General features: G+C 73.0%; 21 protein-coding genes and 2 pseudogenes. 17 read left to right on the top strand and 6 right to left on the bottom strand.

Going from position 1 to position 24,098, the window contains the following annotated elements:
* The first annotated feature begins 71 nt into the window (after nt 1–71).
* The 9 genes and pseudogenes from FB563_RS28985 to mug all read left to right on the top strand — a co-directional run bounded on the left by FB563_RS28985 (nt 72) and on the right by mug (nt 10,743).
* Nucleotides 72–875 carry an ABC transporter ATP-binding protein gene (locus FB563_RS28985; RefSeq protein WP_055706236.1) on the top strand — a complete coding sequence of 268 codons (804 nt, stop codon included), beginning with the start codon at nt 72–74 and terminating at the stop codon, nt 873–875.
* Between the two features lie 4 nt (nt 876–879).
* Nucleotides 880–3,450, top strand: a complete 2,571-nt coding sequence (locus FB563_RS28980) for an ABC transporter permease (RefSeq protein ID WP_055706237.1) — start codon at nt 880–882, stop codon at nt 3,448–3,450.
* Nucleotides 3,451–3,496: 46 nt separating this feature from the next.
* Nucleotides 3,497–4,384: an LLM class F420-dependent oxidoreductase gene (locus FB563_RS28975; protein WP_055706238.1), complete on the top strand. Its 888-nt coding sequence runs from the start codon at nt 3,497–3,499 to the stop codon at nt 4,382–4,384.
* A 104-nt stretch (nt 4,385–4,488) separates the two neighbouring features.
* A pseudogene (locus FB563_RS28970) lies at nt 4,489–4,915 on the top strand (GNAT family N-acetyltransferase).
* A 152-nt stretch (nt 4,916–5,067) separates the two neighbouring features.
* The gene (locus tag FB563_RS28965) at nt 5,068–6,411 is read left to right on the top strand and encodes a hemolysin family protein (RefSeq protein ID WP_055706239.1); all 1,344 of its coding nucleotides are present in this window, start codon (nt 5,068–5,070) and stop codon (nt 6,409–6,411) included.
* Entirely contained in the window at nt 6,408–7,421 is a 1,014-nt protein-coding gene (locus FB563_RS28960; protein ID WP_142218986.1) for a hemolysin family protein, read from the top strand. The genes FB563_RS28965 and FB563_RS28960 overlap by 4 nt, the downstream gene beginning before the upstream one ends.
* Before the next feature lie 413 nt (nt 7,422–7,834).
* The gene (locus FB563_RS28955; RefSeq protein WP_055705626.1) at nt 7,835–8,623 is read left to right on the top strand and encodes an SGNH/GDSL hydrolase family protein; all 789 of its coding nucleotides are present in this window, start codon (nt 7,835–7,837) and stop codon (nt 8,621–8,623) included.
* 135 nt (nt 8,624–8,758) lie between these two features.
* Entirely contained in the window at nt 8,759–10,201 is a 1,443-nt protein-coding gene (purB, locus tag FB563_RS28950; RefSeq protein WP_055705625.1) for an adenylosuccinate lyase, read from the top strand.
* A gap of 44 nt (nt 10,202–10,245) precedes the next feature.
* Nucleotides 10,246–10,743 carry a G/U mismatch-specific DNA glycosylase gene (gene mug, locus FB563_RS28945; RefSeq protein WP_107100590.1) on the top strand — a complete coding sequence of 166 codons (498 nt, stop codon included), beginning with the start codon at nt 10,246–10,248 and terminating at the stop codon, nt 10,741–10,743.
* A gap of 4 nt (nt 10,744–10,747) precedes the next feature.
* Here mug and FB563_RS28940 read toward each other — a convergent pair whose 3' ends face one another.
* From FB563_RS28940 to FB563_RS28930, 3 genes are read right to left on the bottom strand one after another with little or no spacing between them, the layout of a single operon-like run.
* Complete coding sequence (locus FB563_RS28940) at nt 10,748–11,188, bottom strand: hypothetical protein (protein WP_055705624.1); 441 nt, start codon at nt 11,186–11,188, stop codon at nt 10,748–10,750.
* Nucleotides 11,189–11,229: 41 nt separating this feature from the next.
* The gene (locus FB563_RS28935) at nt 11,230–11,952 is read right to left on the bottom strand and encodes an ABC transporter permease (RefSeq protein WP_055705623.1); all 723 of its coding nucleotides are present in this window, start codon (nt 11,950–11,952) and stop codon (nt 11,230–11,232) included.
* A gap of 2 nt (nt 11,953–11,954) precedes the next feature.
* Nucleotides 11,955–12,875: an ABC transporter ATP-binding protein gene (locus FB563_RS28930; RefSeq protein ID WP_055705622.1), complete on the bottom strand. Its 921-nt coding sequence runs from the start codon at nt 12,873–12,875 to the stop codon at nt 11,955–11,957.
* Between the two features lie 116 nt (nt 12,876–12,991).
* Between FB563_RS28930 and FB563_RS28925 the strand changes: the two genes are divergently transcribed.
* The 3 genes from FB563_RS28925 (at nt 12,992) to FB563_RS28915 (ending at nt 16,057) form a co-directional block, all read left to right on the top strand.
* Nucleotides 12,992–14,146: a sensor histidine kinase gene (locus FB563_RS28925; protein WP_055705631.1), complete on the top strand. Its 1,155-nt coding sequence runs from the start codon at nt 12,992–12,994 to the stop codon at nt 14,144–14,146.
* A gap of 14 nt (nt 14,147–14,160) precedes the next feature.
* Complete coding sequence (locus FB563_RS28920; protein WP_055705621.1) at nt 14,161–14,817, top strand: response regulator; 657 nt, start codon at nt 14,161–14,163, stop codon at nt 14,815–14,817.
* An 85-nt stretch (nt 14,818–14,902) separates the two neighbouring features.
* Nucleotides 14,903–16,057 (top strand): ROK family transcriptional regulator, encoded by a 1,155-nt coding sequence (locus FB563_RS28915; protein ID WP_055705620.1) that lies wholly within the window; start codon nt 14,903–14,905, stop codon nt 16,055–16,057.
* Between the two features lie 141 nt (nt 16,058–16,198).
* On the opposite strand, the gene FB563_RS28910 is transcribed toward FB563_RS28915, so the two are convergent.
* Nucleotides 16,199–16,960: a GntR family transcriptional regulator gene (locus FB563_RS28910; RefSeq protein ID WP_055705619.1), complete on the bottom strand. Its 762-nt coding sequence runs from the start codon at nt 16,958–16,960 to the stop codon at nt 16,199–16,201.
* A 252-nt stretch (nt 16,961–17,212) separates the two neighbouring features.
* The gene (locus FB563_RS28905; protein ID WP_055705630.1) at nt 17,213–18,097 is read right to left on the bottom strand and encodes an RNA polymerase sigma-70 factor; all 885 of its coding nucleotides are present in this window, start codon (nt 18,095–18,097) and stop codon (nt 17,213–17,215) included.
* 121 nt (nt 18,098–18,218) lie between these two features.
* Between FB563_RS28905 and FB563_RS28900 the strand changes: the two genes are divergently transcribed.
* Together FB563_RS28900 and FB563_RS28895 are read left to right on the top strand one after the other, a co-directional pair.
* Complete coding sequence (locus FB563_RS28900; RefSeq protein ID WP_055705629.1) at nt 18,219–18,872, top strand: NADPH-dependent F420 reductase; 654 nt, start codon at nt 18,219–18,221, stop codon at nt 18,870–18,872.
* A 105-nt stretch (nt 18,873–18,977) separates the two neighbouring features.
* Entirely contained in the window at nt 18,978–19,808 is an 831-nt protein-coding gene (locus FB563_RS28895) for an alpha/beta fold hydrolase (protein ID WP_055705618.1), read from the top strand.
* Nucleotides 19,809–19,894: 86 nt separating this feature from the next.
* Here the strand turns inward: FB563_RS28895 and FB563_RS45500 are convergent.
* Nucleotides 19,895–20,047, bottom strand: a pseudogene (locus FB563_RS45500) (3-keto-5-aminohexanoate cleavage protein); the annotation flags it as partial.
* Between the two features lie 639 nt (nt 20,048–20,686).
* On the opposite strand from FB563_RS45500, the gene FB563_RS28890 reads away from it, so the two are divergent.
* The 3 genes from FB563_RS28890 (at nt 20,687) to FB563_RS28885 (ending at nt 24,031) form a co-directional block, all read left to right on the top strand.
* Nucleotides 20,687–22,270 (top strand): alkaline phosphatase D family protein, encoded by a 1,584-nt coding sequence (locus FB563_RS28890; RefSeq protein WP_055705617.1) that lies wholly within the window; start codon nt 20,687–20,689, stop codon nt 22,268–22,270.
* A 145-nt stretch (nt 22,271–22,415) separates the two neighbouring features.
* Nucleotides 22,416–22,577, top strand: a complete 162-nt coding sequence (locus FB563_RS43095) for a hypothetical protein (RefSeq protein ID WP_159045491.1) — start codon at nt 22,416–22,418, stop codon at nt 22,575–22,577.
* Nucleotides 22,574–24,031 carry a GNAT family N-acetyltransferase gene (locus tag FB563_RS28885; RefSeq protein ID WP_234357702.1) on the top strand — a complete coding sequence of 486 codons (1,458 nt, stop codon included), beginning with the start codon at nt 22,574–22,576 and terminating at the stop codon, nt 24,029–24,031. Before FB563_RS43095 ends, FB563_RS28885 begins: the two co-directional genes overlap by 4 nt.
* Nucleotides 24,032–24,098 lie beyond the last annotated feature (67 nt).

Below are 24,098 nucleotides of genomic sequence, written 5' to 3'. Positions count from 1 at the left end.
ATCGGTGCGCCGGGCCGGCTTGTCGCCTACGCTCGCCCGGGACGGGCGGTTCCGGCGACCGGGAGGCGGTCTTGTCCACACCTGCTGCGCAGCACGCGCCGGGCGGCGCCGTCGCGGCCCGCGCCCGCGGGCTGACCAAGGCGTACGGCTCCGGCGAGACGGCCGTCATCGCTCTCGACTCGGTGGACGTGGACATCGCGCGCGGCCGATTCACCGCCGTGATGGGGCCGTCCGGGTCCGGGAAGTCCACGCTGATGCACTGTCTGGCGGGGCTCGACACGGTCTCGGCGGGCCAGGTGTGGCTGGGCGACACCGAGATCACCGGGCTGCGGGACCGGGAACTGACCCGGCTCAGGCGGGACCGGGTCGGGTTCATGTTCCAGTCGTTCAACCTCATCCCGACGCTGACGGCCGCCGAGAACATCACCCTGCCCATGGACATCGCGGGCCGCAAGCCCGATCCGCAGTGGCTGGACCAGGTCATCGACACGCTCGGCCTGCGCGACCGCCTCACGCACCGGCCCGCCCAGCTCTCCGGCGGTCAGCAGCAGCGGGTCGCCTGCGCGCGGGCGCTGGCCTCCCGGCCGGAGCTGATCTTCGCCGACGAGCCGACCGGCAACCTCGACTCGCGGGCCGGTCTGGAGGTGCTGGGCTTTCTGCGCGAGGCGGTGGACGAACTCGGGCAGACCGTCGTCATGGTCACCCACGATCCCGGCGCCGCCGCCCACTCCGACCTGGTGCTGTTCCTGGCCGACGGACGCATCGTGGACGACATGGAACGCCCGACGGCGGACGCCGTACTGGAACGCATGAAGCGGTTCGACGCCGTCCGGGGCCGGCTCGGCGACGACCACGCCACCACCCGAGAGGACTGACCGGGTGCTCAAAGCGACCCTGAGGAGCTTCCTCGCGCACAAGGGGCGGCTCGCGCTGTCCGCGCTGGCCGTGATCCTGTCCGTGGCGTTCGTCGCGGGCAGTCTGATCTTCTCCGACACCGTCACGCGCACGTTCGACCGGCTCTTCGCCTCCACCGCCGCCGATGTGACGGTCCAGCCGAAACAGCTGGACCTGAGGTCGGCCCGGGTGAGCGGTTCGGTGCAGACGCTCCCGGCCGCGCTGCGGGACCGGGTGGTGCGGGTCGACGGCGTCGCGGCGGCCCGTGCCGAGGTGTCGGTGCAGAACGCGGTCGTGGTCGACAGCCGCAACAGGCCCGTCGGCCCGACCACCGGCGCTCCGACCATCGCGCTGGCCTGGTACGTCACTCACCGCAGCCCGGTGCAGCTCACCTCCGGCCACGCACCGCACGGCGCCGGTGAGGCGCTGCTCGACGCCGACACGGCGCGCAAGAAGCACGTACGGATCGGCGACACGCTGACCGTGCAGGCCCAGCCCGGCGTGTTCCGGGTGCGGGTCGTCGGCATCGCCACCTTCACCACCACCAACCCCGGCGCGGCCCTGGTCTTCCTGGACCCGGCGGTGGCGGGCCGCGAACTGCTCGGGTCGGCCGCGAGGGCGACCAGCATCGCGGTGGACGCGGCCAAGGGCGTGTCCGACACGGAGCTCAAGCGGCGGGTCGCCCGGGCGGTCGACACCGGCAGCTACGACCTGAAGACCGCGAACGAACAGGCCAAGTCGGCGGCGGCCAGCCTCGGCACGTTCCTGGACGTGATCAAGTACGTGATGCTGGGCTTCGCCGGTGTCGCGCTCCTCGTCGGCGTGTTCCTCATCGTCAACACCTTCTCCATGCTGATCGCCCAGCGCACCCGCGAACTGGGCCTGCTGCGGGCCCTCGGTGCGGACCGGCGGCAGGTGCGGCGCTCGGTGCTCGCCGAGGCGCTGCTGCTCGGGCTGGTCGGTTCGACGCTCGGCCTCGCGGCCGGGATCGGGCTGGCCCTGGGGCTGATCCGGCTGATGAGCGCGTTCGGGATGAACCTGAAGGCCACGGAGATGGTCATCGGCTGGGGCACGCCCGCCGCGGCGTACGTCGTCGGTCTCGGCGTCACCTTCGTGGCCGCCTATCTGCCCGCGCGGCGCGCGGCGGCCGTCTCTCCGATGGCGGCGCTGGTGGACGCCGAAGTCGCCGGTGTGGGCAAGCCGTTGCGGACTCGCGCGGTCGTCGGTGCGGTGATCGGGACGGTCGGCGCGGCGGCGCTGGCCGGGTGTGCGGCGGCCACCAGGACCGCCCAGGCGGCCTCGCTGCTCGCTCTCGGCGTGGCCCTGACGCTGATCGCGACCGTCGTCGCCGGTCCGCTGCTGGTGCGGCCGGTGATCCGGGTGCTGGGCGCGGCCTTCCCCGCGCTGTTCGGCCCGGTCGGCCTGATGAGCCAGCGCAACGCCCTGCGCAATCCGCGCCGTACCGGCGCCACCGCCGCCGCGCTCATGGTGGGCCTGGCCCTGGTCGGCGGGATGTCGGTGGCGAGCGCCTCGATGTCCGCGTCGTTCGACCGGCAGATCGACCGGACGCTCGGCGCCGACTTCATCGTCCAGAACACCAACTTCACGCCGTTCACCCAGGAGGTGCGGAACACCGTGGCCCGCACGCGCGGTGTGGGGCTCGTCGTACCGCAGCGGCTCACCCAGGTCGCCGTACGGCTGCCGAACGGTGCCCGGGTCACGACGGCCGCCGCCGCGTACGGCCCCCGGCTCGACGACGTCGTGCACCTCACCTACGCCCAGGGCGGTACGGCGGCAGCGCTGGCGGACGGGCACCTCGCCATGGACGCCGACTACGCCCGGGACCACGGTGTGCGCGTCGGCAGTGTCCTGCCGGTGGACTTCCCGGGCGGGCGGCACGCCGAGCTGACCGTCGCCGCACTCACCAAGCAGGAGACGGCCGAGGGCTTCGGCGCGCAGGGCGGCCTCTTCTTCGGGCTCGCCACCCTCGACAAGTACGCCCCGGACGCGCAGGACTCCGTGCTCTACGTCAACGCGGCCACCGGCACGAAACCGCAGGACCTGCGCCCCCGGCTGGAGCACGCGCTGAAGCCGTTCCCGCAGGTCCAGGTGCGCAACCAGACCGACTACAAGGAGCTCGTCCACAACCAGATCGCCGTTCTGCTCTACCTGGTGTACGCGCTGCTCGGCCTGGCGATCGTCATCGCGGTGCTCGGCGTGGTCAACACCCTCGCCCTGTCGGTGGTGGAGCGCACCCGTGAGATCGGGCTGCTGCGCGCGATCGGGCTGGGGCGACGGCAGTTGCGCCGGATGATCCGGCTGGAGTCGGTGGTGATCGCGGTGTTCGGCGCGGTCCTCGGGCTGGCGCTGGGGCTCGTGTGGGGCGTGTGCATGCAGCGGGTGCTGGCCCTGCGCGGGCTGACGGCACTGGCGTTCCCCTGGAGCACGATCGTCGGCGTCGTGATCGGCTCGGCGGTGGTGGGCGTGGTGGCGGCTCTGCTGCCGGCGCTGCGGGCGTCGCGGATGAACGTGCTGGCGGCGATCGCGCACGAGTGATGGAATCGCGGGCGTAGCCCAAGCCACCTGTCAACGGGGAGAGTTGATGTCGCGTCCGTTCCGCTTCGGGGTCAATCTGCTCACGCCCGCGCCCGCCGCCGAGTGGCGCGCGAAGTGCCGGCGCGCCGAGGAGCTGGGCTACGACGTGATCCTCGTCCCCGATCACCTCGGGATGCCCGCCCCGTTCCCGGCCCTGGTGGCGGCGGCCGAGGCGACCGAGCGCCCCCGGCTCGGCACGTTCGTGCTCAACGCGGGGTTCTACAACCCGGCGCTGCTGGCCCGTGAGGTGGCGACCACGGACGCGCTCACCGGCGGGCGCCTCGAACTCGGGCTGGGCACCGGGTATGTGCCGGCCGAGCACGAGACGGCGGGGCTGCCGTACGGCTCACCGGGCGAACGGGTGGACCACCTGCGGCGCACGGTCGCGGAACTGGACCGGCTGCTGGGCTCCGACGAGCACCAGCCCCGGCCCGCCCAGTCCCGGGTGCCGCTGCTGATCGGCGCCAACGGCGACCGGATGCTGCGGCTGACCGCCGAGCACGCGGACATCGCGGCCTTCACCGGAGCCCGGCCGGGGTCCGCCCCGGGTGCGCTGGAGCCGCTCACCGCCGAGGAGCTGGACGAGCGGGTGGCGCGCTACCGGGCCCTGGCGGCGGGGCGGGCGGAACCGGCGGAGCTGAACCTGCTCATCCAGCTCGTGGCGGTCACCGACGACCCGGAGCCCGTGCTGAAGCCACTGCTGGAGCGGCAGTCGCAGCTGACCCTGGACGCCGCGCTGGCCCTGCCCATCGTGCTGGCCGGTCCGCTGGAGGAGATCGTGGCGCGGGTGCGGGCACAGCGCGAGCGGTTCGGCTTCTCCTACCTGACCGTGCTGGAGCCGTACATGGAGGCCTTCGCGCCGGTGATGGAGCGGCTGCGTGAGGAGTCCGCATGAGGAATCCACGTGAGTCCGCATGAGGAATGCACGTGCGGAGTCCGCATGAGTCCGCATGATGGAAATCCCCGCGCGGGCCTCGTGCCGCGTGCTCCGATGACCACATGACCGATCTGCGACTTCGCCCGGCGGCCCGTGACGACATCGACGCCGTGGCTCGCCTTCTGGAGGACGGCCGCCGAGGGCACCAGCGTCAGCGACGACCGGGACGGGGTGGAGCGGCTGGTGGCCCGCGACCCAGAGGCGCTGATCCTCGCCGAGCGGGGCGGCGAGCTGGTGGGCACGGTGATCGCGGGCTTCGACGGCTGGCGCTGCCATCTGTACCGGCTCGCGGTGCATCCGGAGCGGCGCCGGCAGGGCATCGGGTCGGCACTGCCGGCCGCGGCCGAGGAGCGGTTCGTACGGCTCGGCGGACGCCGCGCCGACGCGATGGTGCTGGTCCGCAACGAGACCGCGCACCACGCCTGGAGCGCCGCCGGCTACGGCGCCGAGGAACACTGGCGGCGCTGGGTGAAGCCGCTCACCCACTGAGAAACCAGGATCTCTTTGCCCATCCTTTACCATAGAGGGAGCACTCGGCCCTCTATGAAAGGTTGTGAGCGTCCGCCCATGGGCGAGCCTCCCAGTCCCCGTCACCGCGCGTCCCGTCGCGCCCTGTCCGATCATGGGTGGGGGGTGACCCGATGACCGAAGTGCTGCTCCTTCTGGTGGCCATCCTGCTGTCCATGGCCTGCGGGGCCTTCGTCGCGGCGGAGTTCTCGCTGACCACGGTGGCGCGCGGCGAGCTGGAGCGGGCCGCCGAGCGCGGCGAGCGCGGCGCCCAGGGCGCTCTGAAGGCCGTACGGAACCTGACCTTCCAGCTGTCGGGCGCCCAGCTCGGCATCACCGTGACCAACCTGGTCGTCGGCATGCTCGCCGAACCGTCGATCGCCAAGCTGCTCGCCGGTCCTTTCCGGGCCATGGGTCTGTCGGAAGGCACGGCGAGCACGGTCGCCCTGGTGCTCGGTACGGCGCTGTCGACGGTGTTCCTGATGGTCGTCGGCGAGCTGGTGCCGAAGAACTGGGCGATCTCCGCGCCGCTGGCCATGGCCAAGCGGGTCGGCAACCCGCAGCGCCTGTTCAGCGCGGCCTTCCGGCCCTTCATCACACACCTGAACAACACGGCCAACCATGTCGTGCGCCGGCTGGGCGTCGAACCCGCCGAGGAGCTGGCCTCGGCGCGCGGACCGCAGGAGCTCGCGGCCCTCGCCCGGCACTCCGCCAAGGAGGGCGCGCTGGAGCCGGACACCGCCGAGCTGTTCGTGCGGACGCTGAACCTGGCCGACCTGACCGCGGAGAATGTGATGACCCCGCGCGTCCAGGTCATCGCCCTCGACGCGCAGGCGACCTGCGAGGACGTGGCGAACGCGACCCGGGCCACCGGTCTGTCCCGGTTCCCCGTCTACCAGGGCACGCTGGACTCGGTCGTCGGGACCGCCCACATCAAGGACGTGCTGGCCGTCCCCGCCGACCAGCGGCGCCATCGCACGGTCGCCCAGGTGATGCGCGAGCCGCTGCTCGTCCCCGAGTCCCTGACCGTCGACCGGCTGCTGGACCGCCTCGGCGGCCGGCGCACCATGGCCGTCGTCATCGACGAGTACGGCGGCACGGCCGGCGTGGCGACCCTGGAGGACATCGTCGAGGAGGTCGTCGGCGAGGTGCGGGACGAGCACGACCCGCACGAGACGCCCGACCTCGCCCCCGCCGGGGCGGACGAGCAGGGCCGGGCCCTGTACTCGGCCGACGGCGCCGCCCGCGCCGACCAGCTCGCCCGCGTGGGACTGCGGGTGCCCGAGGGGCCGTACGAAACCCTGGCCGGCCTGGTCGCGACCCTGCTGGGCCGGATACCGGTCACCGGTGACACCGTCGAGGTCGAGGGCTGGCGGCTGGACGTGGTGGACGCCACGGGCCGCCGGGCGGCGCGGGTGCTGCTGCACGCGCCCCTGGACGACGAGCAGGCCCAGGAGTCCGCGGAGGGGGCGCGATGACCGCCGTACAGCTGCTGATCGGTCTGGCGACCCTCGTCGTCAACGCCTTCTTCGTCGGCGCCGAGTTCGCGCTGATCTCCGTGCGCCGCTCGCAGATCGAGCCGCTGGCCCAGGAGGGCGACCGGCGCGCGAGGAGCGTGCTGTGGGGCCTGGAGCACGTCTCCGCGCTGCTGGCCGCCGCCCAGCTCGGCATCACGCTGTGCACGCTGGTCCTGGGCGTGGTCGCCGAGCCGGCGATCGCACATCTGCTGGAGCCGGTGTTCCGCGCGGTCGGGGTGCCCGTGAGCGCAGGTCACGCGGTGTCCTTCGTGATCGCGCTGACCCTGGCGACCTATCTGCACATGCTGCTGGGCGAGATGGTCCCGAAGAACATCGCGCTCGCCGAACCGGTGCGCAGCGCGCTGCTGCTCGGCCCGCCCCTGGTCGCGCTGTCCCGGGCCCTGCGCCCGGTGATCTTCACGGTCAACGCCTTCGCCAACGGGCTGCTGAAGCTGCTCAGGGTGGAGGCCCGGGACGAGGTCGCGGCCACCTTCACGGACGCCGAACTCGCCGAGATCGTCAAGGACGCCAGTCAGGCGGGCCTGATCGACGACCGGGCGCAGGAGCGGCTGCACGACGCCCTGGAGCTGGGCAGCCGACCGGTGCGGGATGTTGTGGTGCCGCTGAGGCGGGTGGTGTACGCGCACATGGGCGTCACTCCGGAGCAGTTGGAGCGCCTCTCGGCCGACTCGGGCTTCTCCCGGTTCCCGGTGGTCGACGTGGGCCGTCGGATCGTGGGGTATCTGCACGTCAAGGACGCGCTGGACGCCTCGCCGCGGGACGTGCCGTTCCGGCTGCGGGACATGCGGCCCATCGCCCGCGTGCGGGAGCGGACCCCGCTGGACGACGTACTCACCGCGATGCGCGGCAGCCGCACGCACGTCGCGGCGGTACTCGGCGACGACGGCCGCCTGGCCGGCCTGGTGACCATGGAGGACGTCCTACGAGAACTCTTCGGCCAGCCGGCATGAGCCTCCGGCGGGCGTGGCGGGCGTGGGGGGCTGGGGCCGGGGGCAGGGGCGATCTTGGGGCCGACCGGCCGAGGGCCGGGGGAATCCGCAGGTGAAGAGGGGGCCCGGGCCGCCGTCGGGCGGGGTAGCCGTGCGGGGCCGGCGGCGGCACTGAACGGCCGGAGTTCCGGGCGGGTACGGAGGCCCAGACGAGTCCCGAGACCCGGGGAAATCCGGGGCCAGGAGGGGCCAGGAGGCCTGGGAGGCCGGGAAGACCAGGAGAGGCCAGAAGGCCCGGGAGGTCAGTGGGGCTGGGGCTCGGAGCGGGCGGGTGGTGATAACGGGGCCGGTGGTGAGAACGGGCCGGCGGTGATGCCGGGGTTTCGGGGGCGACCGACCGGCGGGTATGGAGGCGGGATACCATCGCTGGCGCCATGCAGAAGAATCCCACACCTCCCCCGTACAGCAGCCTGGTCGCGGTCGGCGACTCCTTCACCGAGGGCATGTCGGACCTGCTGCCCGACGGCTCCTACCGGGGCTGGGCCGATCTGCTCGCCGCGCGGATGGCCGCCCGCACACCGGGCTTCCGGTACGCCAACCTGGCCGTGCGCGGGAAGCTGATCAAGCAGATCGTCGACGAGCAGGTGGACGTGGCGGCGGCCATGAACGCCGATGTGGTCACGCTGGTCGGCGGGCTCAACGACACCCTGCGGCCCAAGTGCGACATGGGCCGGGTGAAGGGCCTGCTGACCGAGGCCGTGGAGCGGCTGGCACCGTCGTGCAAGCAGCTGGTGCTGATGCGCAGCCCCGGCCGGCAGGGCCCGGTGCTGGAGCGGTTCCGGCCGCGCATGGAGGAGCTGTTCGCCTGCGTGGAGGAGCTGGCCGGCAGGCACGGTGCGGTCGTGGTCGACCTGTACGGGGCGCCCGCCCTGGGCGACCCCCGACTGTGGGACGTGGACCGGTTGCACCTGACGGCGGAGGGGCATCGCCGGGTGGCCGAGGCGGTCTGGCAGACACTCGGGTACGAGCCGGAGGACGCCGAGTGGCATGTGCCGATGCCGGCCACGCTCCCGCCGGGCTGGATGACACGCCGGGTCGCGGACGTGCGGTTCGCCCGTCAGCACCTGCTCCCCTGGATAGGCCGGCGCCTGACGGGCCGTTCCTCCGGCGACGGCCGCCCGCCGAAGCGCCCCGAGCTGCTGCCGTACGAGGCTCAGGCGTAGCAGCGCCCCGAGCAGGCGCGGGGATCGCGCAACGGAGCCGGAGCCGCCAACATCCGACGTGACGGACCTCTCGTAGCTTCCGCCGAACAGAGCCGTGGCGCTGGCCTGCAGAAACCGCCAGTAGAATCTGGACACGTGACTTCTGCGCCCGCCAAGCCCCGCATCCCCAACGTCCTCGCCGGACGCTACGCCTCCGCCGAGCTCGCCACGCTCTGGTCCCCCGAGCAGAAGGTGAAGCTGGAGCGGCAGCTCTGGCTCGCCGTCCTGCGCGCCCAGAAGGACCTCGGCATCGAGGTGCCGGACGAGGCGATCGCCGACTACGAGCGTGTCCTCGACACCGTCGACCTCGCCTCGATCGCCGAGCGCGAGAAGGTCACCCGGCACGACGTGAAGGCGCGGATCGAGGAGTTCAACGACCTCGCCGGGCACGAGCACGTGCACAAGGGCATGACCTCCCGCGACCTCACGGAGAACGTCGAGCAGCTGCAGATCCGGCTCTCCCTGGAGCTGATGCGCGACCGTACGGTGGCCGTCCTGGCGCGTCTCGGCAAGCTGGCCGGCGAGTACGCCGAGCTGGTCATGGCCGGCCGCTCGCACAACGTGGCCGCCCAGGCCACCACCCTCGGCAAGCGTTTCGCGACCGCCGCCGACGAGCTGCTGGTCGCCCACGGCCGTGTCGAGGAGCTGCTCGGCCGCTACCCGCTGCGCGGCATCAAGGGCCCGGTCGGCACCGCGCAGGACATGCTGGACCTGCTCGGCGGTGACGCCTCCAAGCTCGCCGAGCTGGAGAACCGGATCGCCGGGCACCTGGGCTTCTCCCAGGCGTTCACCTCGGTCGGCCAGGTCTATCCGCGCTCGCTGGACTACGAGGTCGTCACCGCGCTGGTGCAGCTGGCGGCGGCGCCGTCCTCGCTGGCCAGGACGATCCGGCTGATGGCCGGGCACGAGCTGGTCACCGAGGGCTTCAAGCCGGGCCAGGTCGGCTCCTCCGCGATGCCGCACAAGATGAACACCCGCTCCTGCGAGCGCGTCAACGGCCTCATGGTCATCCTGCGCGGCTACGCCTCGATGACCGGCGAGCTGGCCGGCGACCAGTGGAACGAGGGCGACGTGTCCTGCTCGGTGGTGCGCCGCGTCGCACTCCCGGACGCCTTCTTCGCGCTGGACGGCCTGCTGGAGACCTTCCTGACGGTCCTCGACGAGTTCGGCGCCTTCCCGGCCGTCATCGCCCGCGAGCTCGACCGCTACCTGCCGTTCCTCGCCACCACCAAGGTACTGATGGGCGCCGTGCGGGCCGGGGTCGGCCGTGAGGTCGCGCACGAGGCGATCAAGGAGAACGCCGTCGCCACCGCGCTCGCCATGCGCGAGCAGGGTGCCGAGCGCAACGACCTGCTCGACAAGCTCGCCGCCGACGACCGTCTGCCGCTCGACCGCGGCCAGCTGGCGGCGCTGATGGCCGACAAGCTGTCCTTCACCGGTGCCGCCGCCGACCAGGTCGGTGTCGTCGTGGGCCGGATCGAGGAGATCGTCAAGCAGCACCCGGAGGCCGCCGGCTACACCCCCGGAGCGATCCTCTGACCCGTCTGACGAAGGCCGACCTGGAGGCCGCCCGCGACCGTCTCGTGCCGGATGTCGTCGCGGACGGCCTCCGGGTGCTCTTCTGCGGTATAAACCCGGGGTTGATGACGGCCGCGACGGGCCACCACTTCGCCCGCCCCGGCAACCGCTTCTGGCCGGTGCTGCACCTGTCGGGCTTCACCCCGAGGCTGCTGAAGCCGGCCGAGCAGCAGGAGCTGCTCGCATTCGGACTGGGCATCACGAACGTCGTGGCGCGGGCGACGGCACGGGCCGACGAGCTGACCGCCGAGGAGTACCTCGAGGGCGGGCGGTTGCTGACCGAGAAGGTGTCGCGGCTGAGGCCGGGGTGGCTCGCGGTGGTCGGGGTGACCGCCTACCGGGCCGCCTTCGGGGACCGCACGGCGCGGGTGGGACCGCAGGAGCGGACCGTCGGTGCCAGCCGGGTCTGGGTGCTGCCGAACCCCAGTGGTCTGAACGCCCATTGGACGGCGGCGACGATGGCGGAGGAGTTTTCCCGGCTGCGGACGGCTGCGCAGGCCTGAGGGGTCAGGGAGGGTCGGTCTCGGTGACCACCGCCAGCAGCTGGAACGGCAGTTCGCCCTCCCACTGGGACACGCCGAGAGCGACCCAGCGGCCCGACTCCGATCGCCACAGATGCACATCGGGCACGTGCGAGGCGAGAGTGCCCCAAGGCTCTGCTATCTCCTCACCCTCCATGCTCCGCAGGAACACACCGGCCAGACCGATCACGTCGGCAGGCCCCCACCGCTCGGCGAGCCGCTCCCCCAGCGCGTCCCGGTCCGCCTCGTACTGCGCCTCCGTCTCCTCGCGCTCGGTGCCGTCGTCCTCGTGGAAGTCGCCGCTGGTCTGTAATGCGGCTATCAGGTAACCGGGCCCGCCCATGCCGACGTCCGTCCTGCCGTGCTCCGCCGGAAACTCCCGGTCGCGCAGCAGGTCGATCACAGCAAGGTGGTTCGCGATGTCCATGTGATCCAGTAAAGCGGGCCCCACTGACAATTGGTGGGCTGTCAGGCGTCCCGGCGGCCCACACTCCACGCTCCCGCGAGCAGCGCCGCCGCCGTCCACAGCGCGCTCACCGCGAGTCCGGTCCACGGACCGAGGGCGCCGTCCCAGCTGCTGTGCAGCACCACTTGACCGGCCCGGTCGGGCAGGAAGTCGGCGAGGCCGGAAGACATGTCACCGACGACGAAGGACACGATCAGCAGGAACGGGATCAGGATCGAGAGGGTCGCGACTCCGCTTCGCAGCACGGCGGCGAGTCCGGCCGCGAACAGCGCCATCAGCGTGAGCTGCAGGCCGCAGCCGACGGCACCGCGCAGGCCCTGGGTCCAGGTCGGGCCGGAGGCGCCGAGTGCGGACTTTCCCACCAGCAGGGTCACCGCCCCCGTGACCAGTCCGACGGCCAGCACGGGCAGCGCGATCGCCGTGGCCTTCGCGGCGAACCACCGTCGCCGGTCCGGCACGGCCGCCAGCGTCAGCCGCAGCGCGCCGCCGCGGAACTCCGACGCCAGGGCCGTCGTACCGAAGGCGATCGCGGCGATCTGCCCGAAGCTGATGCCGAAGAACGCCGAGAACAGCGGGTCCGTAGCGCCGGCGCCGGCATCGGCGGAGGCGGAGGCGAGCGCGGAGAACGTGGCTGTGGCGAGAAGGATCGCGGCCAGGGCGCCGATGAGCGAGCGCAGTGTCCGGATCTTGATCCACTCCGCGCGCAGAACGGGGGTGAACGGCATGGTCAGACCTCCTGGGGCTGGGCGGTGAACTCGGCTTCGGCGGCGGTCAGATCGAGGTAGGCCTGCTCCAGGGTGGCCTCCTGGGCGGCCAGTTCCAGTACGGGCACACACGCCTCGGACATGAGACGGCCGAGGGCCTCCACGTGCGCGTGCCGCACGATCCACGTCCCGTCGTCCTCGCGGGTGGCGTCGTGGCCGTGCCGGGCGAGCAGATCGGCGAGCGCCGCGGCGTCGGTGGTGCGGATCCTGATCCGTGGCTGTACGCGTGCGTGGATGAACTCCTGGACGGAGGTGTCGGCGAGGAGGCGGCCACGGCCGAGGATCACGAGGTGGTCCGCGTAGGCGGCGGTCTCGTGCATCAGATGGCTGGAGACCAGGACCGTACGGCCGTCCGCGGCGAGTCCGCGCAGCAGGGTGCGGATCCACACGATGCCCTCGGGGTCGAGGCCGTTGGCGGGCTCGTCCAGCAGGATCACCTCCGGGTCGCCCAGCAGGGCCGCGGCGATGCCGAGCCGTTGACGCATGCCGAGGGAGTAGGTCTTCACCCGGCGCCCGGCCACCTCGGCGAGGCCGGTCTGCTCCAGGACCGTGTCGACCCGGTGGTCCGGGATGCGGTTGCTCGCCGCCAGGGCCCGCAGATGGGCGTGCGCGGTGCGGGAGCCGTGCGCGGCCCCCGCGTCCAGCAGGGCGCCCACCCGGCGCAGCGGCTCGCGGAGTTCGGCGTAGGGCCGGCCGCCGATCGTCGCGGTGCCGGCCGTGGCCCGGTCCAGGCCGAGGACGAGCCGCATGGTGGTGGACTTGCCGGCGCCGTTGGGGCCGAGGAAGCCGGTGACGCGGCCGGGGCGGACGCTGAAGGTCAGGTGGTCCACGGCCCGCCGGGCGCCGTACTCCTTGGTGAGGTCGCGTACGTCGATGCTGGTCATGGCTCCAGCCTGGCGTTCCGTGGGAGTTGGCTCCTCCCCCGCCGGTGGAGATCGTCTCCCCCGTGCGGGGGAGGCCCGTTGTCAGTGCCGCTTGCGACGATGGCGTCATGGTCCATCTGCTCCGCTTCCTCCGCCCGCTGCTGCGCGGGACGACGTACACGCGGCTGCTGCATCTGTGGGTGCCCATGCTGATGGAGAGCGTGTGGCTGTTCATCGACATGTCGAAGCCCTGGGTGCCCGCGCTGGTGCTGGTTCCGGTGGGCCTCCTGCCCGCCGTGCGGATGGGCGAGGGGGTGCAGGCGCGGCTGCTGCTGACGCCCGGTGAGAAGGAGCCGGGCATCTCCGAGGCGCCGTCCGGGACATGGCGGGACCGGCTGCGCACGGTGCTGTGGCTTCAGGTGCGGTGGGTCTTCGGCTTGGCCGCGTCTCTCGCCACGGTGTGGCTGCCCGTCATCGCGATCGAGCTGGCGCGCTGCGCGTGGGGGCGGATGCCGTCCGGGATGCCGCTGCTGGACCGGCTGCCGCCGGACCGCGCATGGGCGCTGCTGACGCCGCTTCCGCTGCTCGTGCTGTACGGCGTGGTCGTCGGCTTCGGCGAGCTGATCACGTTCTGCGCGCGCCGGCTCCTCGGGCCGTCCGCGGCCGAGCGGCTGACCGCGTTGGAGGAGCGCACCGAGCAGTTGCTGGAACGCACCCGCATCGCCCGGGAGTTGCACGACTCGATCGGGCACGCGCTCACGGTGGCCGTGGTGCAGGCCGGTGCGGCGCGGGCGGCAGGGGACCCGGAGTTCACCGACCGCGCGCTGGACGCCATCGAGGAGACCGGCCGGGCCGCGCTGGCGGACCTGGAGCGGGTGCTGGGTGTGCTGCGCGAGGCCGAGCGTCCGGCGAGCGCCCGGCCCACGCTGGCCGACGCCGGCCGGCTCCTGGAGTCGGCGCGGGCCTCGGGGGCGAAGGTCGACGCGGAGGTGACCGGACCGGTCGACGCCGTGCCGGGGCCGGTGTCCCGCGAGGGCTACCGGATCCTCCAGGAGGCGCTCACCAACGTGCTGCGGCACGCGGGTGCCGTCCCGGTCCGGGTCCGGGTGGCGGTCGGCGACGGTACGCTCGCGCTGGAGGTCCGCAACCCACTGCCGGACCCGATACCCGGCCCGGGCCGGGGCAGCGGCCTGCGGGGCATACGGGAGCGGGCCGCGCTGCTCGGCGGCACGGCCAGGACCGGGCCCGAAGAGGGCGACTGGGAGGTGCGCGCGGAGCTGCCGATCAGCTGATCTAGGCTGGCCGGATGCCGGTCACCGTACTCCTCGTAGACGACGAACCCCTGGTCCGCGCGGGTCTGCGCGCCGTGCTGGAGGCACAGCCCGACATCGAGGTGGTCGGCGAGGCGGCCGACGGGGCTGCGGTCATCCCGCTGGTGCGTCAACTGCGGCCGGACGTGGTCGCCATGGACGTGCGCATGCCCCTCATGGACGGCATCGAGGCCACGCAGGCGGTGCTGCGTACGGTGGACGACCCTCCGAAGATCCTCGTGGTGACCACCTTCGAGGACGACGAGTACGTGTACGAAGCCCTGCGCGCGGGCGCCGACGGCTTCCTGCTGAAGCGGGCCCGGCCCGCCGAGATCGTGCACGCCGTACGCCTGGTGGCCGAGGGCGAGTCGCTGCTGTTCCCGGCTTCCGTACGGCGGCTCGCCGCCCGGTACGGCGACGGCGACCGGCCGGCGCGCGCCGTCCTGGACCGGGCCCGGCTGACCGAGCGGGAGGCGGAGGTGCTGCGGCTCATGGCGCGGGGGCTGTCGAACGCGGAGATCGCGGCGCGGCTGGTCGTGGGCACGGAGACGGTCAAGTCGCATGTGAGCGCGGTGCTGGCCAAGCTCGGCGCGCGCGACCGCACCCAGGCGGTGATCGCGGCGTACGAGTCGCGGTTCGTCGAGCCTCGGTGAGGCAGGGCCGCGGCCCGGCACTCGCCGGGGTGCGCCGGGCCGAGTACGATCCGCCCAACACGCCCGCGAGCTGGAAGGACGGACGGTGGGGCAGCTGACCGGCGGCGATCCCTCGCTGCTGCGAAGGATCAATTCCGCGGTGGTGCTGCACGCGCTGCGCGCCACGGACTGCGCGACGCTCACCGAGATCACCCGGGTCACCGGACTGTCCCGGCCGACCGTCGAGGGTGTCGTCGAAGGGCTCATCGAGGGCGGGCTCGTCGTGGAGACCCCGGCGGACGAGGGCACCGCGCGCCGTCAGGGGCGGCCCGCGCGCCGGTTCCGGTTCCGGGCCGAGGCGGGGCATCTGCTGGGCCTGGAGATCGGTCCGCACCGGGTCGCCGCGCTGCTGTCCGACCTGGACGGGCGGGTGCTCGGCGCGCAGGCCAAGGAGGTCGACGAGACGGCCACGGCCGACGAGCGGCTGGACCGGCTGCGCGGCGCGGTCGCCGAGCTGCTGCGCCGGGCCGGGGTCGCACGCGGCTCGCTGCGGGCCGTCGGGGTGGGCACGCCGGGGATCGTGGAGGCGGACGGGACGGTACGGCTGAGCACGGCGCTGCCGCAGTGGACGGGCCTGAATCTGGGGGAACGGCTCAGCCGCTCCTTCAAGTGCCCGGTGCTGGTGGAGAACGACGCCAACGCGGCGGCCGTCGCCGAGCACTGGAAGGGCGCGGCCACCGAGTCGGAGGACGTGGTCTTCGTGCTGGCCGGGTTGAGCCCCGGCGCGGGTTCGCTGATCGGCGGCCGGCTGCACCGCGGCTACGGCGGGGCCGCCGGGGAGATCGGCGCGCTGCATCTCCTGGGCCGGGAGGCGACTCCGGAGACGCTGCTGTCCACCACCGACGAGCCGCTGCACCCGCTGGACGAGCAGGCGGTCGCCGAGGTGTTCGCGCTGGCCCGGAAGGGCGACCAGCGGGCGCGGGCGGCGGTGGAGCGGTTCATCCAGCGGCTCGTGCACGACGTGGCCGCGCTGGTGCTGGCGCTGGACCCCGAACTCGTCGTGATCGGCGGGTGGGCGGCCGGTCTCGACGGCGTCCTGGAACCGCTGCGCCGCGAACTGGCCCGCTACTGCCTGCGGCCGCCGCAGGTGGCGCTGTCCGTGCTGGGTGAGGCGGCGGTGGCGACGGGGGCGCTGCGCCTGGCTCTGGACCATGTCGAGGAGCAGCTGTTCGCTGTGGAGGGAACGGTGACGCGGCGCTGAGGCTTTGGCCGTGCAGGGCGCGGGCCGCGTGCCACTGCGGCGTCGTCGTGGCAGGTCGCGCCCAGGCGGCGGAGCCTCAACGACACGGCCCCGCGCCCGGGTTGGTCACCCCCACCGAGTGTTCATGAGGTACCCCGGAGGTCAGGAGGCCTGGCGGTCCGGGTCGTGGTGTATTTCGACGTCGGGTGAGTCGCCGAAGGTCAGGCGGCAGGTGTCGGCGCGGTAGGTGGCGACGGACAGGGCCGCGGTGCGGCCGTCGGCGAAGAAGCGGGTGGTGACGACGAGGACCGGGGAACCGGGGAGCCGGTCGAGGTCCTTGGCGTCGTCGGCGCGGGCGGAGCCCAGTTCGACGGCGCGGTCCTGGCCCTCGAGCGTCAGGTGCTGGAGTTCACGCAGCACCGCGCGCGCGCGTGCCGGGCCGGACGGGGCGTCGATGGCGGTGAGGTCCGGGACCGAGGCCGCCGGGATGTAGAGGAGTTCGGTGGCGACCCGCTGGCCGTGGGACATCCGGGAGCGGCGCACGGTGTGCACGGGCTCGTCCGCGCCGGTCTCCAGGGCCGAGGAGACGGCGGCGGGCGGCACCGCCTGATCGCAGTCGACGGGCTGCCAGGCGTCCGAGCCGGCGCCGGGCCAGACGTGCCGCTCGGTGCCGACGGCCACGCCCACGCGCGGCGGCGCCACGGTCGTACCGACGCCGCGGCGGCGCTGCAGCCGGCCTTCCAGCTCGAGCTGTTCGAGGGCCTGGCGGAGCGTGGCGCGGGCCACCCCGAAGCGGGCGGCGAGGTCGCGCTCGTTGGGCAGGATCTCGCCGACCGAGAACTCGGAGTCCAGTGCCTCGCTGAGCACGGTCTTGAGATGCCAGTACTTCGGTTCCGGTACCGATTCCAGCTGCGTGGTCCCCACCCTGTCCTCCGCAAGAGCCGTGGTCCGGCGGTTTTGGCGCCCTTGTTTATTAAAGGTTGTTGCACTTCTCTGCGACCATAGGGCGGCCTTCACCCTTGGTCAAGACCAATCGTCGATCCCCCGGGCACCCCACAGGTGACCTGCCGCGGAGCGTTCACAAGGCGTTCGCGCACGGCGGTGTGTGTGACATCGCGGCAAAGCCCCCGTCGCAGGACAGGGGCTCGCGGGGCGCGTGGGGTCCGGCGGTGTGGCTCAGCGGTCGGCGAGATGCCGCAGCTTGTCCGGGTTGCGGACGATGTACACGGTGGTGACGCGGCCGTCGACGACATCCACCTGGACCAGGCTCTCGGGTTTGCCGTCCGACAGGACGAGCAGCGCCGGGCCGCCGTTGGCCTCCAGGAAGCGGTAGGACAGGGCCGCCGTGGACTGCTGCGCGACGGCGACGAGGAACCGGCCGACCTTGTCGGCGGTGTGCAGGATGCGTAGCGGCGCCTTGGCCTTGCCGCCGCTGTCGCCGACCAGGCGGACGTCCGGGGCGAGCACGGACATGAGCCCGTCCAGGTCACCGTCGGCCGCGGCGGCGAGGAAACGTTCGGTCAGCTCACGTCGCCGGCCGGGGTCGACGTCGTAGCGCGGCCGCCGTTCCTCGACGTGCCGGCGCGCCCTCCCGGCCAGTTGCCGTACCGCCGCCTCACCGCGGTCGAGCAGGGCGGCGATCTCGGCGTACGGGTAGCCGAAGGCCTCCCTGAGCACGAAGACGGCCCGTTCCAGCGGCGACAGCGACTCCAGGACGACCAGCAGGGCGAGCGAGACGGTGTCGGCGAGCACGGCGCGGTCTGCCGCGTCCGGGGCGACGTCGCCGAACTCGGTGAGATACGGCTCCGGCAGCCAGGGCCCGACGTACGCCTCGCCGCGCGTCCGCACCTGGCGCAGCCGGTCGATGGCCAGTCGGGTGGTGATGCGCACCAGGTAGGCGCGCGGTTCGCGGACCTCCGCGCGGTCGGCGCGGGACCAGCGCAGCCAGGCGTCCTGGACCACGTCCTCGGCGTCGGCGACACGACCGAGCATGCGATAGGCGACGCCCATCAGCAGGGGGCGGTGCTCTTCGAAGACATCGGTCGCGGTGTCGGTGGTCACCGGTCCATCCCAGCCGACACGCACCGGAGCTGTCCACCCGGAATCGGCCCGTCCGGCGCCGGCCCGGATCACAATGACCGCGGACCGCCGGAAGTCGGCGGTCGGTGACGGAAGGTGGCCGATGCGATACGCGGTGCTGGGCACGGGCGAGGTGGGCCGCACGCTGGGCGGGAGGCTGGTGGAACTGGGGCACGAGGTGACCCTGGGATCGCGCGTCAAGGACAACCCGGTGGCGCTGGAGTGGGCCACGGCCTCCGCCGAGCGGGCCCGCGCCGGCACGTTCGCGGAGGCGGCCGCCTCGGCCGAGGTGGTCATCAACGCGGTGGGCGGCCGGGTGGCGCTGGACGCCCTGCGGGCGGCCGGCGCCGAACACCTCGACGGCAAGGTCGTGGTGGACGTCTCCAACCCGCTGGCCTTCGAGGACGGCCAGCCGCGGCTGGACCCGGTGGAGTCGGACAGCGTGGGCGAGCAGATCCAGCGGGCCTTTCCGCACGCGCGCGTGGTGAAGACGCTGAACACGGTCAACTGTCAGGTGATGGTGGAGCCGGGCCGGGTGCCGGGTGCGCACCACCTGTTCGTGTGCGGTGAGGACGCCGGCGCCAAGGAGCAGGTGACGGCGCTGCTCGGAGAGTTCGGATGGCCGGCCGAGCGGGTGCTGGACCTGGGCGGGATCCGGGCGGCCCGGGCGACGGAGATGTATCTGCCGCTGTGGCTGACCATGATGCGGACGTTGGGGACCGCGGACTTCAACATCGAGGTGCGCCGGGCGGATTGACCTCCACCGCGAAGCGGACGCCCCTCCCATCGGGGGCTACCGGCTGGTAGCAATTGCTGACAAGCTGTCTACGGCGTCCGTCAGCACCCAGACGAGGAGCACCCCATGTCCGCCACCGTCTCCTTCAAGGTCCCCACTCCGCACGGCCCGAAGGACGTGGCCGTGTCCTACGCGCGCGTGGGCCGCGGCGAACCGCTGGTGCTGCTGCACGGCATCGGCCATCACCGGCAGGCCTGGGACCCGGTGGTGGACATCCTCGCCACCGAGCGCGAGGTGATCGCCCTAGACCTGCCGGGCTTCGGCGCGTCCCCGGGCCTGCCTGACGGCCTCGCCTACGACCTGCCCACCACCAACTCGGTGCTCGGCGCCCTGTTCGAGGCGTTGGAGCTGGACCGGCCGCACATAGCGGGCAACTCGCTGGGCGGCCTGCTCGCCCTGGAGCTCGGCCGGGAGAAGCTCGTACGGTCCGTCACGGCCCTCTCCCCGGCCGGGTTCTGGACGGAGGCCGAGCGCCGGTACGCCTTCGCGGTGCTGCTCGCGATGCGGGGCATCGCCCAGCGGCTCCCGCTCCCGCTGGTGCAGCAGTTGTCGCGCAGCGCGGCCGGACGTACGGCGCTGACGAGCACCATCTACGCGCGACCCGCGCGCCGCGCCCCGGAGGCCGTCGTCGCCGAGACGCTCGCGCTGGTGGGCGCCACCGGGTTCGACGCGACGCTGCGGGCGGGCGGCACCGTCCGGTTCACCGACGACCTGCCGGGTCTGCCGGTCACGGTGGCCTGGGGCACCCGCGACCGGATCCTCGTGCGCCGCCAGGGCGTGCGCGCCAAGCAGCTGATCCCGCACGCCCGGCTGGTACGGCTGCCCGGCTGCGGCCACTGCCCGATGAACGACGACCCGGCACTGGTCGCGCGGGTCATCCTGGACGGCAGCCGCTGAACACACCGGCGCGGTCGGCACCGGCGGCGGACCGACCGGCCCCGGCTGGGTGACGTGACCGGCGCCGGCCGCGGGCGACGGGCCCCGGACGCCCGCGCCCGGATCGCCTCCGGCGCGGGGGCGAGGACGCGCGGGGAGAGACCGTCGTGTCCGCACGGCGTCTTCGGGTGCACGTCGACTTCCGTGGCACCGGCGGCCACGGCCTGTGCTGCGGATGGGGCGAGGTCGTCGGGGACCATCGGCACGGTGAGGCCGTCCGCTGGGGATCGGCGGCCGTTCAGGCCGGCGGGCCCTCGCCGACGCGTCGGGCGTCCCCGGGGTTGTCGCCACACCGCAGGGAGCGGGCCGTACGGCACGGGCGCTTCGCCGCAGGAGGTGGGGCAGCGGCCGGTTCTAGCCTCCGCCGAAGGACTTTCCCCGGCCAACGGCGTCGCGCACCACGTGCGGATCCCCGGCCGCGGCCGGCTGCGTGACCACACGGCCACGAGTACCGCGCGGTCACGCCCGGGCCGCTGCCCGTCCTGGTCCCCCGCGTGCGTGCCGGTGTCCCGCGCACGCGTGCGCGGGCGGCCGCCTTCCGCGAGGCCGGACGCGTCCCGCACGCCGCGCACCCGGCCGGTCCGCCTCGGCTCGCGCCCTCTGCCCGGGCTCACACGATCCGCTTCGGTTCGCGCGGTACGCGCGCGTGCGCTCGGTTTCGTGTGGCGGTCCCGGACGCACCTGGTCCGCCGTACGCGGACGGGCCATTCGGCCGCGGCGAGCCCCTCGGCGGGCACTGTCCAAGCCCCGTTGTTCACTTGCGGTTTCCGCGCGCGCCGCAGCGTCCCAGTAGGTGTGGCTCTGCACACTGGCCGGATCCCGCTCCTGGAGGCGCAGCCATGTCAGACCGTCCGTCCCCCGGCCGCCGCAGCGTTCTGCGCGGCTCCCTGGCCGCGTCGGCGGCCCTCACCCTGCCCGTCGGCCTCGGCGCCGCCCCGGCGTTCGCCCGCTCCGGGCGCCCCCAGGCGAGCTGGGGCGTGCAGGCGGGCGATGTGACCACCGACTCCGGGCTGGTGTGGGTGCGTTCGGACCGGCCGGCCCGGATGATCGTGGAGACCTCGGCCACCGAGTCGTTCCGCAACCCGCGCAGATGGCACGGTCCGCTGCTGGGTTCAGGCACGGACTTCACCGGCACCACCCGGCTGCACGGCCTGCCGTCGGGCGAGCAGGTCCACTACCGCGTGCTGCTCGCCGACCCGGACGACCCGCGCCGCACCAGCGAGCCGGTCACCGGCACCTTCCGTACCGCGCCCGCCCGGCGCCGCCAGGGTGTGCGGTTCGTGTGGTCCGGCGACCTGGCCGGACAGGGCTGGGGCATCAACGAGTCCATCGGCGGTTACCGCATCTTCGACGCGATGGCGAAGGTCGACCCCGACTTCTTCCTCTGCAGCGGCGACAACATCTATGCCGACGGCCCCATCGCGGCGACGGCGACCCTGCCCGACGGCAGTGTCTACCGGAACGTCACCACCGAGGAGAAGTCGCACGTCGCGACCACCCTGGACGACTACCGGGGCAACTTCCGCTACAACCTGCTGGACTCGGCGCTGCGCCGGTTCAACGCCCAGGTGCCGAACATCATCCAGTGGGACGACCACGAGGTCCGCAACAACTGGTACCCGGGCGAGGTCATCGGCGCCGGCACCCCCTACCCGGCGGGCACGAAACTCGACGACCTGGCGCTGCGCTCCCGGCAGGCGTTCTCCGAGTACTTCCCGATCTCGACGATCAGCGAGCGCCCCGACGGCCGGATCTACCGGGTCGTCCACCACGGTCCGCTGCTCGACGTGTTCGTGCTCGACATGCGCACCTACCGCAACGCGAACTCCCCCGACAACCAGACCACGGACCCGGTGGGCATCCTCGGCCGCGAGCAGCTGGAGTGGCTCAAGCGGGAGCTCGCCAGGTCGCGCGCGGTGTGGAAGGTGATCGCCAACGACATGCCGCTCGGTCTTGTCGTACCCGACCCCGTCGAGGGCAAGCCGAACTTCGAGGCCGTCGCGCAGGGCGACCCGGGCGCTCCGCTCGGCCGTGAGCTGCAGATCGCCGAGCTGCTGCGGTTCATCAAGCACCGGCGGATCACGGGCACGGTGTGGCTGACGGCCGACGTGCACCACACCTCCGCCCAGCACTACGACCCGTCACGGGCCGCGTTCAAGGACTTCGAGCCGTTCTGGGAGTTCGTCTCCGGCCCGCTCAACGCCGGCGCCTTCCCGGCCAACGCGCTGGACGGCACGTTCGGCCCGGACCGGGTGTTCGTCAAGGCGCCCACCGCGTCCAATGTCTCGCCTGCCCAGGGCTACCAGTTCTTCGGCGAGGTCGACATCGACGGCGGCAGCGGCGAACTGACGGTCCGGCTGCGCGAGTACGACGGCACCGTGCTGTTCACCCAGACGCTCCAGCCGGGCCGGGTCGGCCAGTAGGCGCCGGGGGCCCGCCGGTCCCGTACCCTTCATCCGTGCCGCGCACCGGCGTCATCCCACGGGGCGCGGCACGGGCAACTCGTCTGTGGTGCGGCCCTTTTCGCAGGTCAGGCCGATTGTCAGTGGTCGCCTCTACGGTTTTCGTATGACGCGAGCACTGGATGACGACAACGCCACGATCTGGGGCCGGGTGGCGCGGCGCCAGCAGGCCGTAAAAAATACAACAAAACGGACGGAGCATGCTTTACCCATCGGTCACAATCAGTTCGTGATCACGCAACACCGTTCCTTCACAGTGGATGCATGACTCCAGAGATGTCTGATGTGACCCGGGCGAAGCACGGACGCCCCGTGCACCACTGGCGGCGGGACGTCGTCGAGCTCGCCGCGCTGTTCACGGCCGTCGCCGTGGCCGACGGGGTGGCGAACCTGGTCGGGCACGGCCCCGACGGTCCCGCCCTGCTCGTGATCTCGGCGCTCGCGCTGGCCGCGACGGCCGGCTTCCACACCTGGTGGGCACGGCGCCACGGACACGCGCCCCCGGCCGGTGATACCGGCGCCCGGCCGGCCGCCGAGACGCGGTCGGCCGGGCGCTCCGGGCAGCCGGACGACGGCACGGACGGCACCGAGGGCGTGGGCGAGCCCGGCGCGCTGTGGCGGATGCGGACCACGGTGGAGGACCAGCCGGGCTCGCTGGCGGCGCTGTGCACGGCACTGGCCGAGCGGCGCGTCGACATCCTGAGCCTGCAGACGCACCCGCTCGGCGACAGCACGGTGGACGAGTTCCTGCTGCGGGCTCCGGGTGCGCTGGAGGCGGCCGAGATCACCAGGGCGGTCTCGCGGGCCGGCGGGGAGTCCACCTGGATCGAGCGGGCCGACGCCCACGACCTGGTCGACGCCCCCACCCGAGTGCTCGGACTGGCCGCGCGCACCGCGCTGGACGCCGCCGAACTGCCGTTGGCGCTGCGCCAGTTGCTGGGCCGGTGCACGATCCGCCAGCTGCCCGGGACACCGGTCGGCGGGGGCCGCGGGCCCGAGCCGGTGCCGGTCGAGGGCGTGCTGGAGGACACCGTGATGCGGCTGCCGGCGCCAGAGGGCGGAGTGCTCACCGTGGAACGGCCGTATCTGCCGTTCACGCCCACCGAGTTCGCCCGGGCCCGGGCGCTGGTGGACCTCGACAACCGGCTCGGTCCGCGGATCCCGCGCGGCCAGGACGTACTGACACTGCCCGAGGGCAACGACATCACCGTCCGCCGGGTGGACACCGGGGACCTGGCTGCGGCCAGGGCGATGCACGAGCGGTGCTCGCCGCGCACCCTCGGCATGCGCTACCACGGCCCGGTCGGCGACGCGGACCGCTATCTGAACCACCTGCTCAGCCCCCGTTTCGGCCGGACGCTGGCGGCGCAGACCACCTCCGGCCGCATCGTCGGCCTCGGGCATCTGCTGTGGGACGGCGACGAGACCGAGGTGGCACTGCTGATCGAGGACGACTGGCAGCAGCGCGGCATCGGCGGTGAACTGCTCGACCGGCTGGTGGCGATGGCCGTGGAGGCCGGCTGCGAGAGCGTGTACGCCGTGACGCAGGCGTCCAACACCGGCATGGTCGCCGCGATGCGCGGCCTCGGCCTGCCGCTGGACTACCAGATCGAGGAGGGCACGCTGGTCATCACGGCCCGTCTGGACACGGCACAGGCCGGCTCCGGGGCGCGGTACGACACCGGCCTGCGCCACCTCGGCGCCTCGGCGCGGCGCGACTGACGCAGGGACACGAAGGCGCGGCCGGCCCGGCCCCTCCTGGTCGGCGCCGGTCACGCACTGGCTGCGG

Origin of the sequence: Streptomyces puniciscabiei (assembly GCF_006715785.1) — a bacterium.
GTDB lineage: Bacteria > Actinomycetota > Actinomycetes > Streptomycetales > Streptomycetaceae > Streptomyces > Streptomyces puniciscabiei.
The sequence above is the reverse complement of the archived record's forward strand: the minus strand, read 5'-3'. Positions and strand labels throughout refer to the sequence as shown.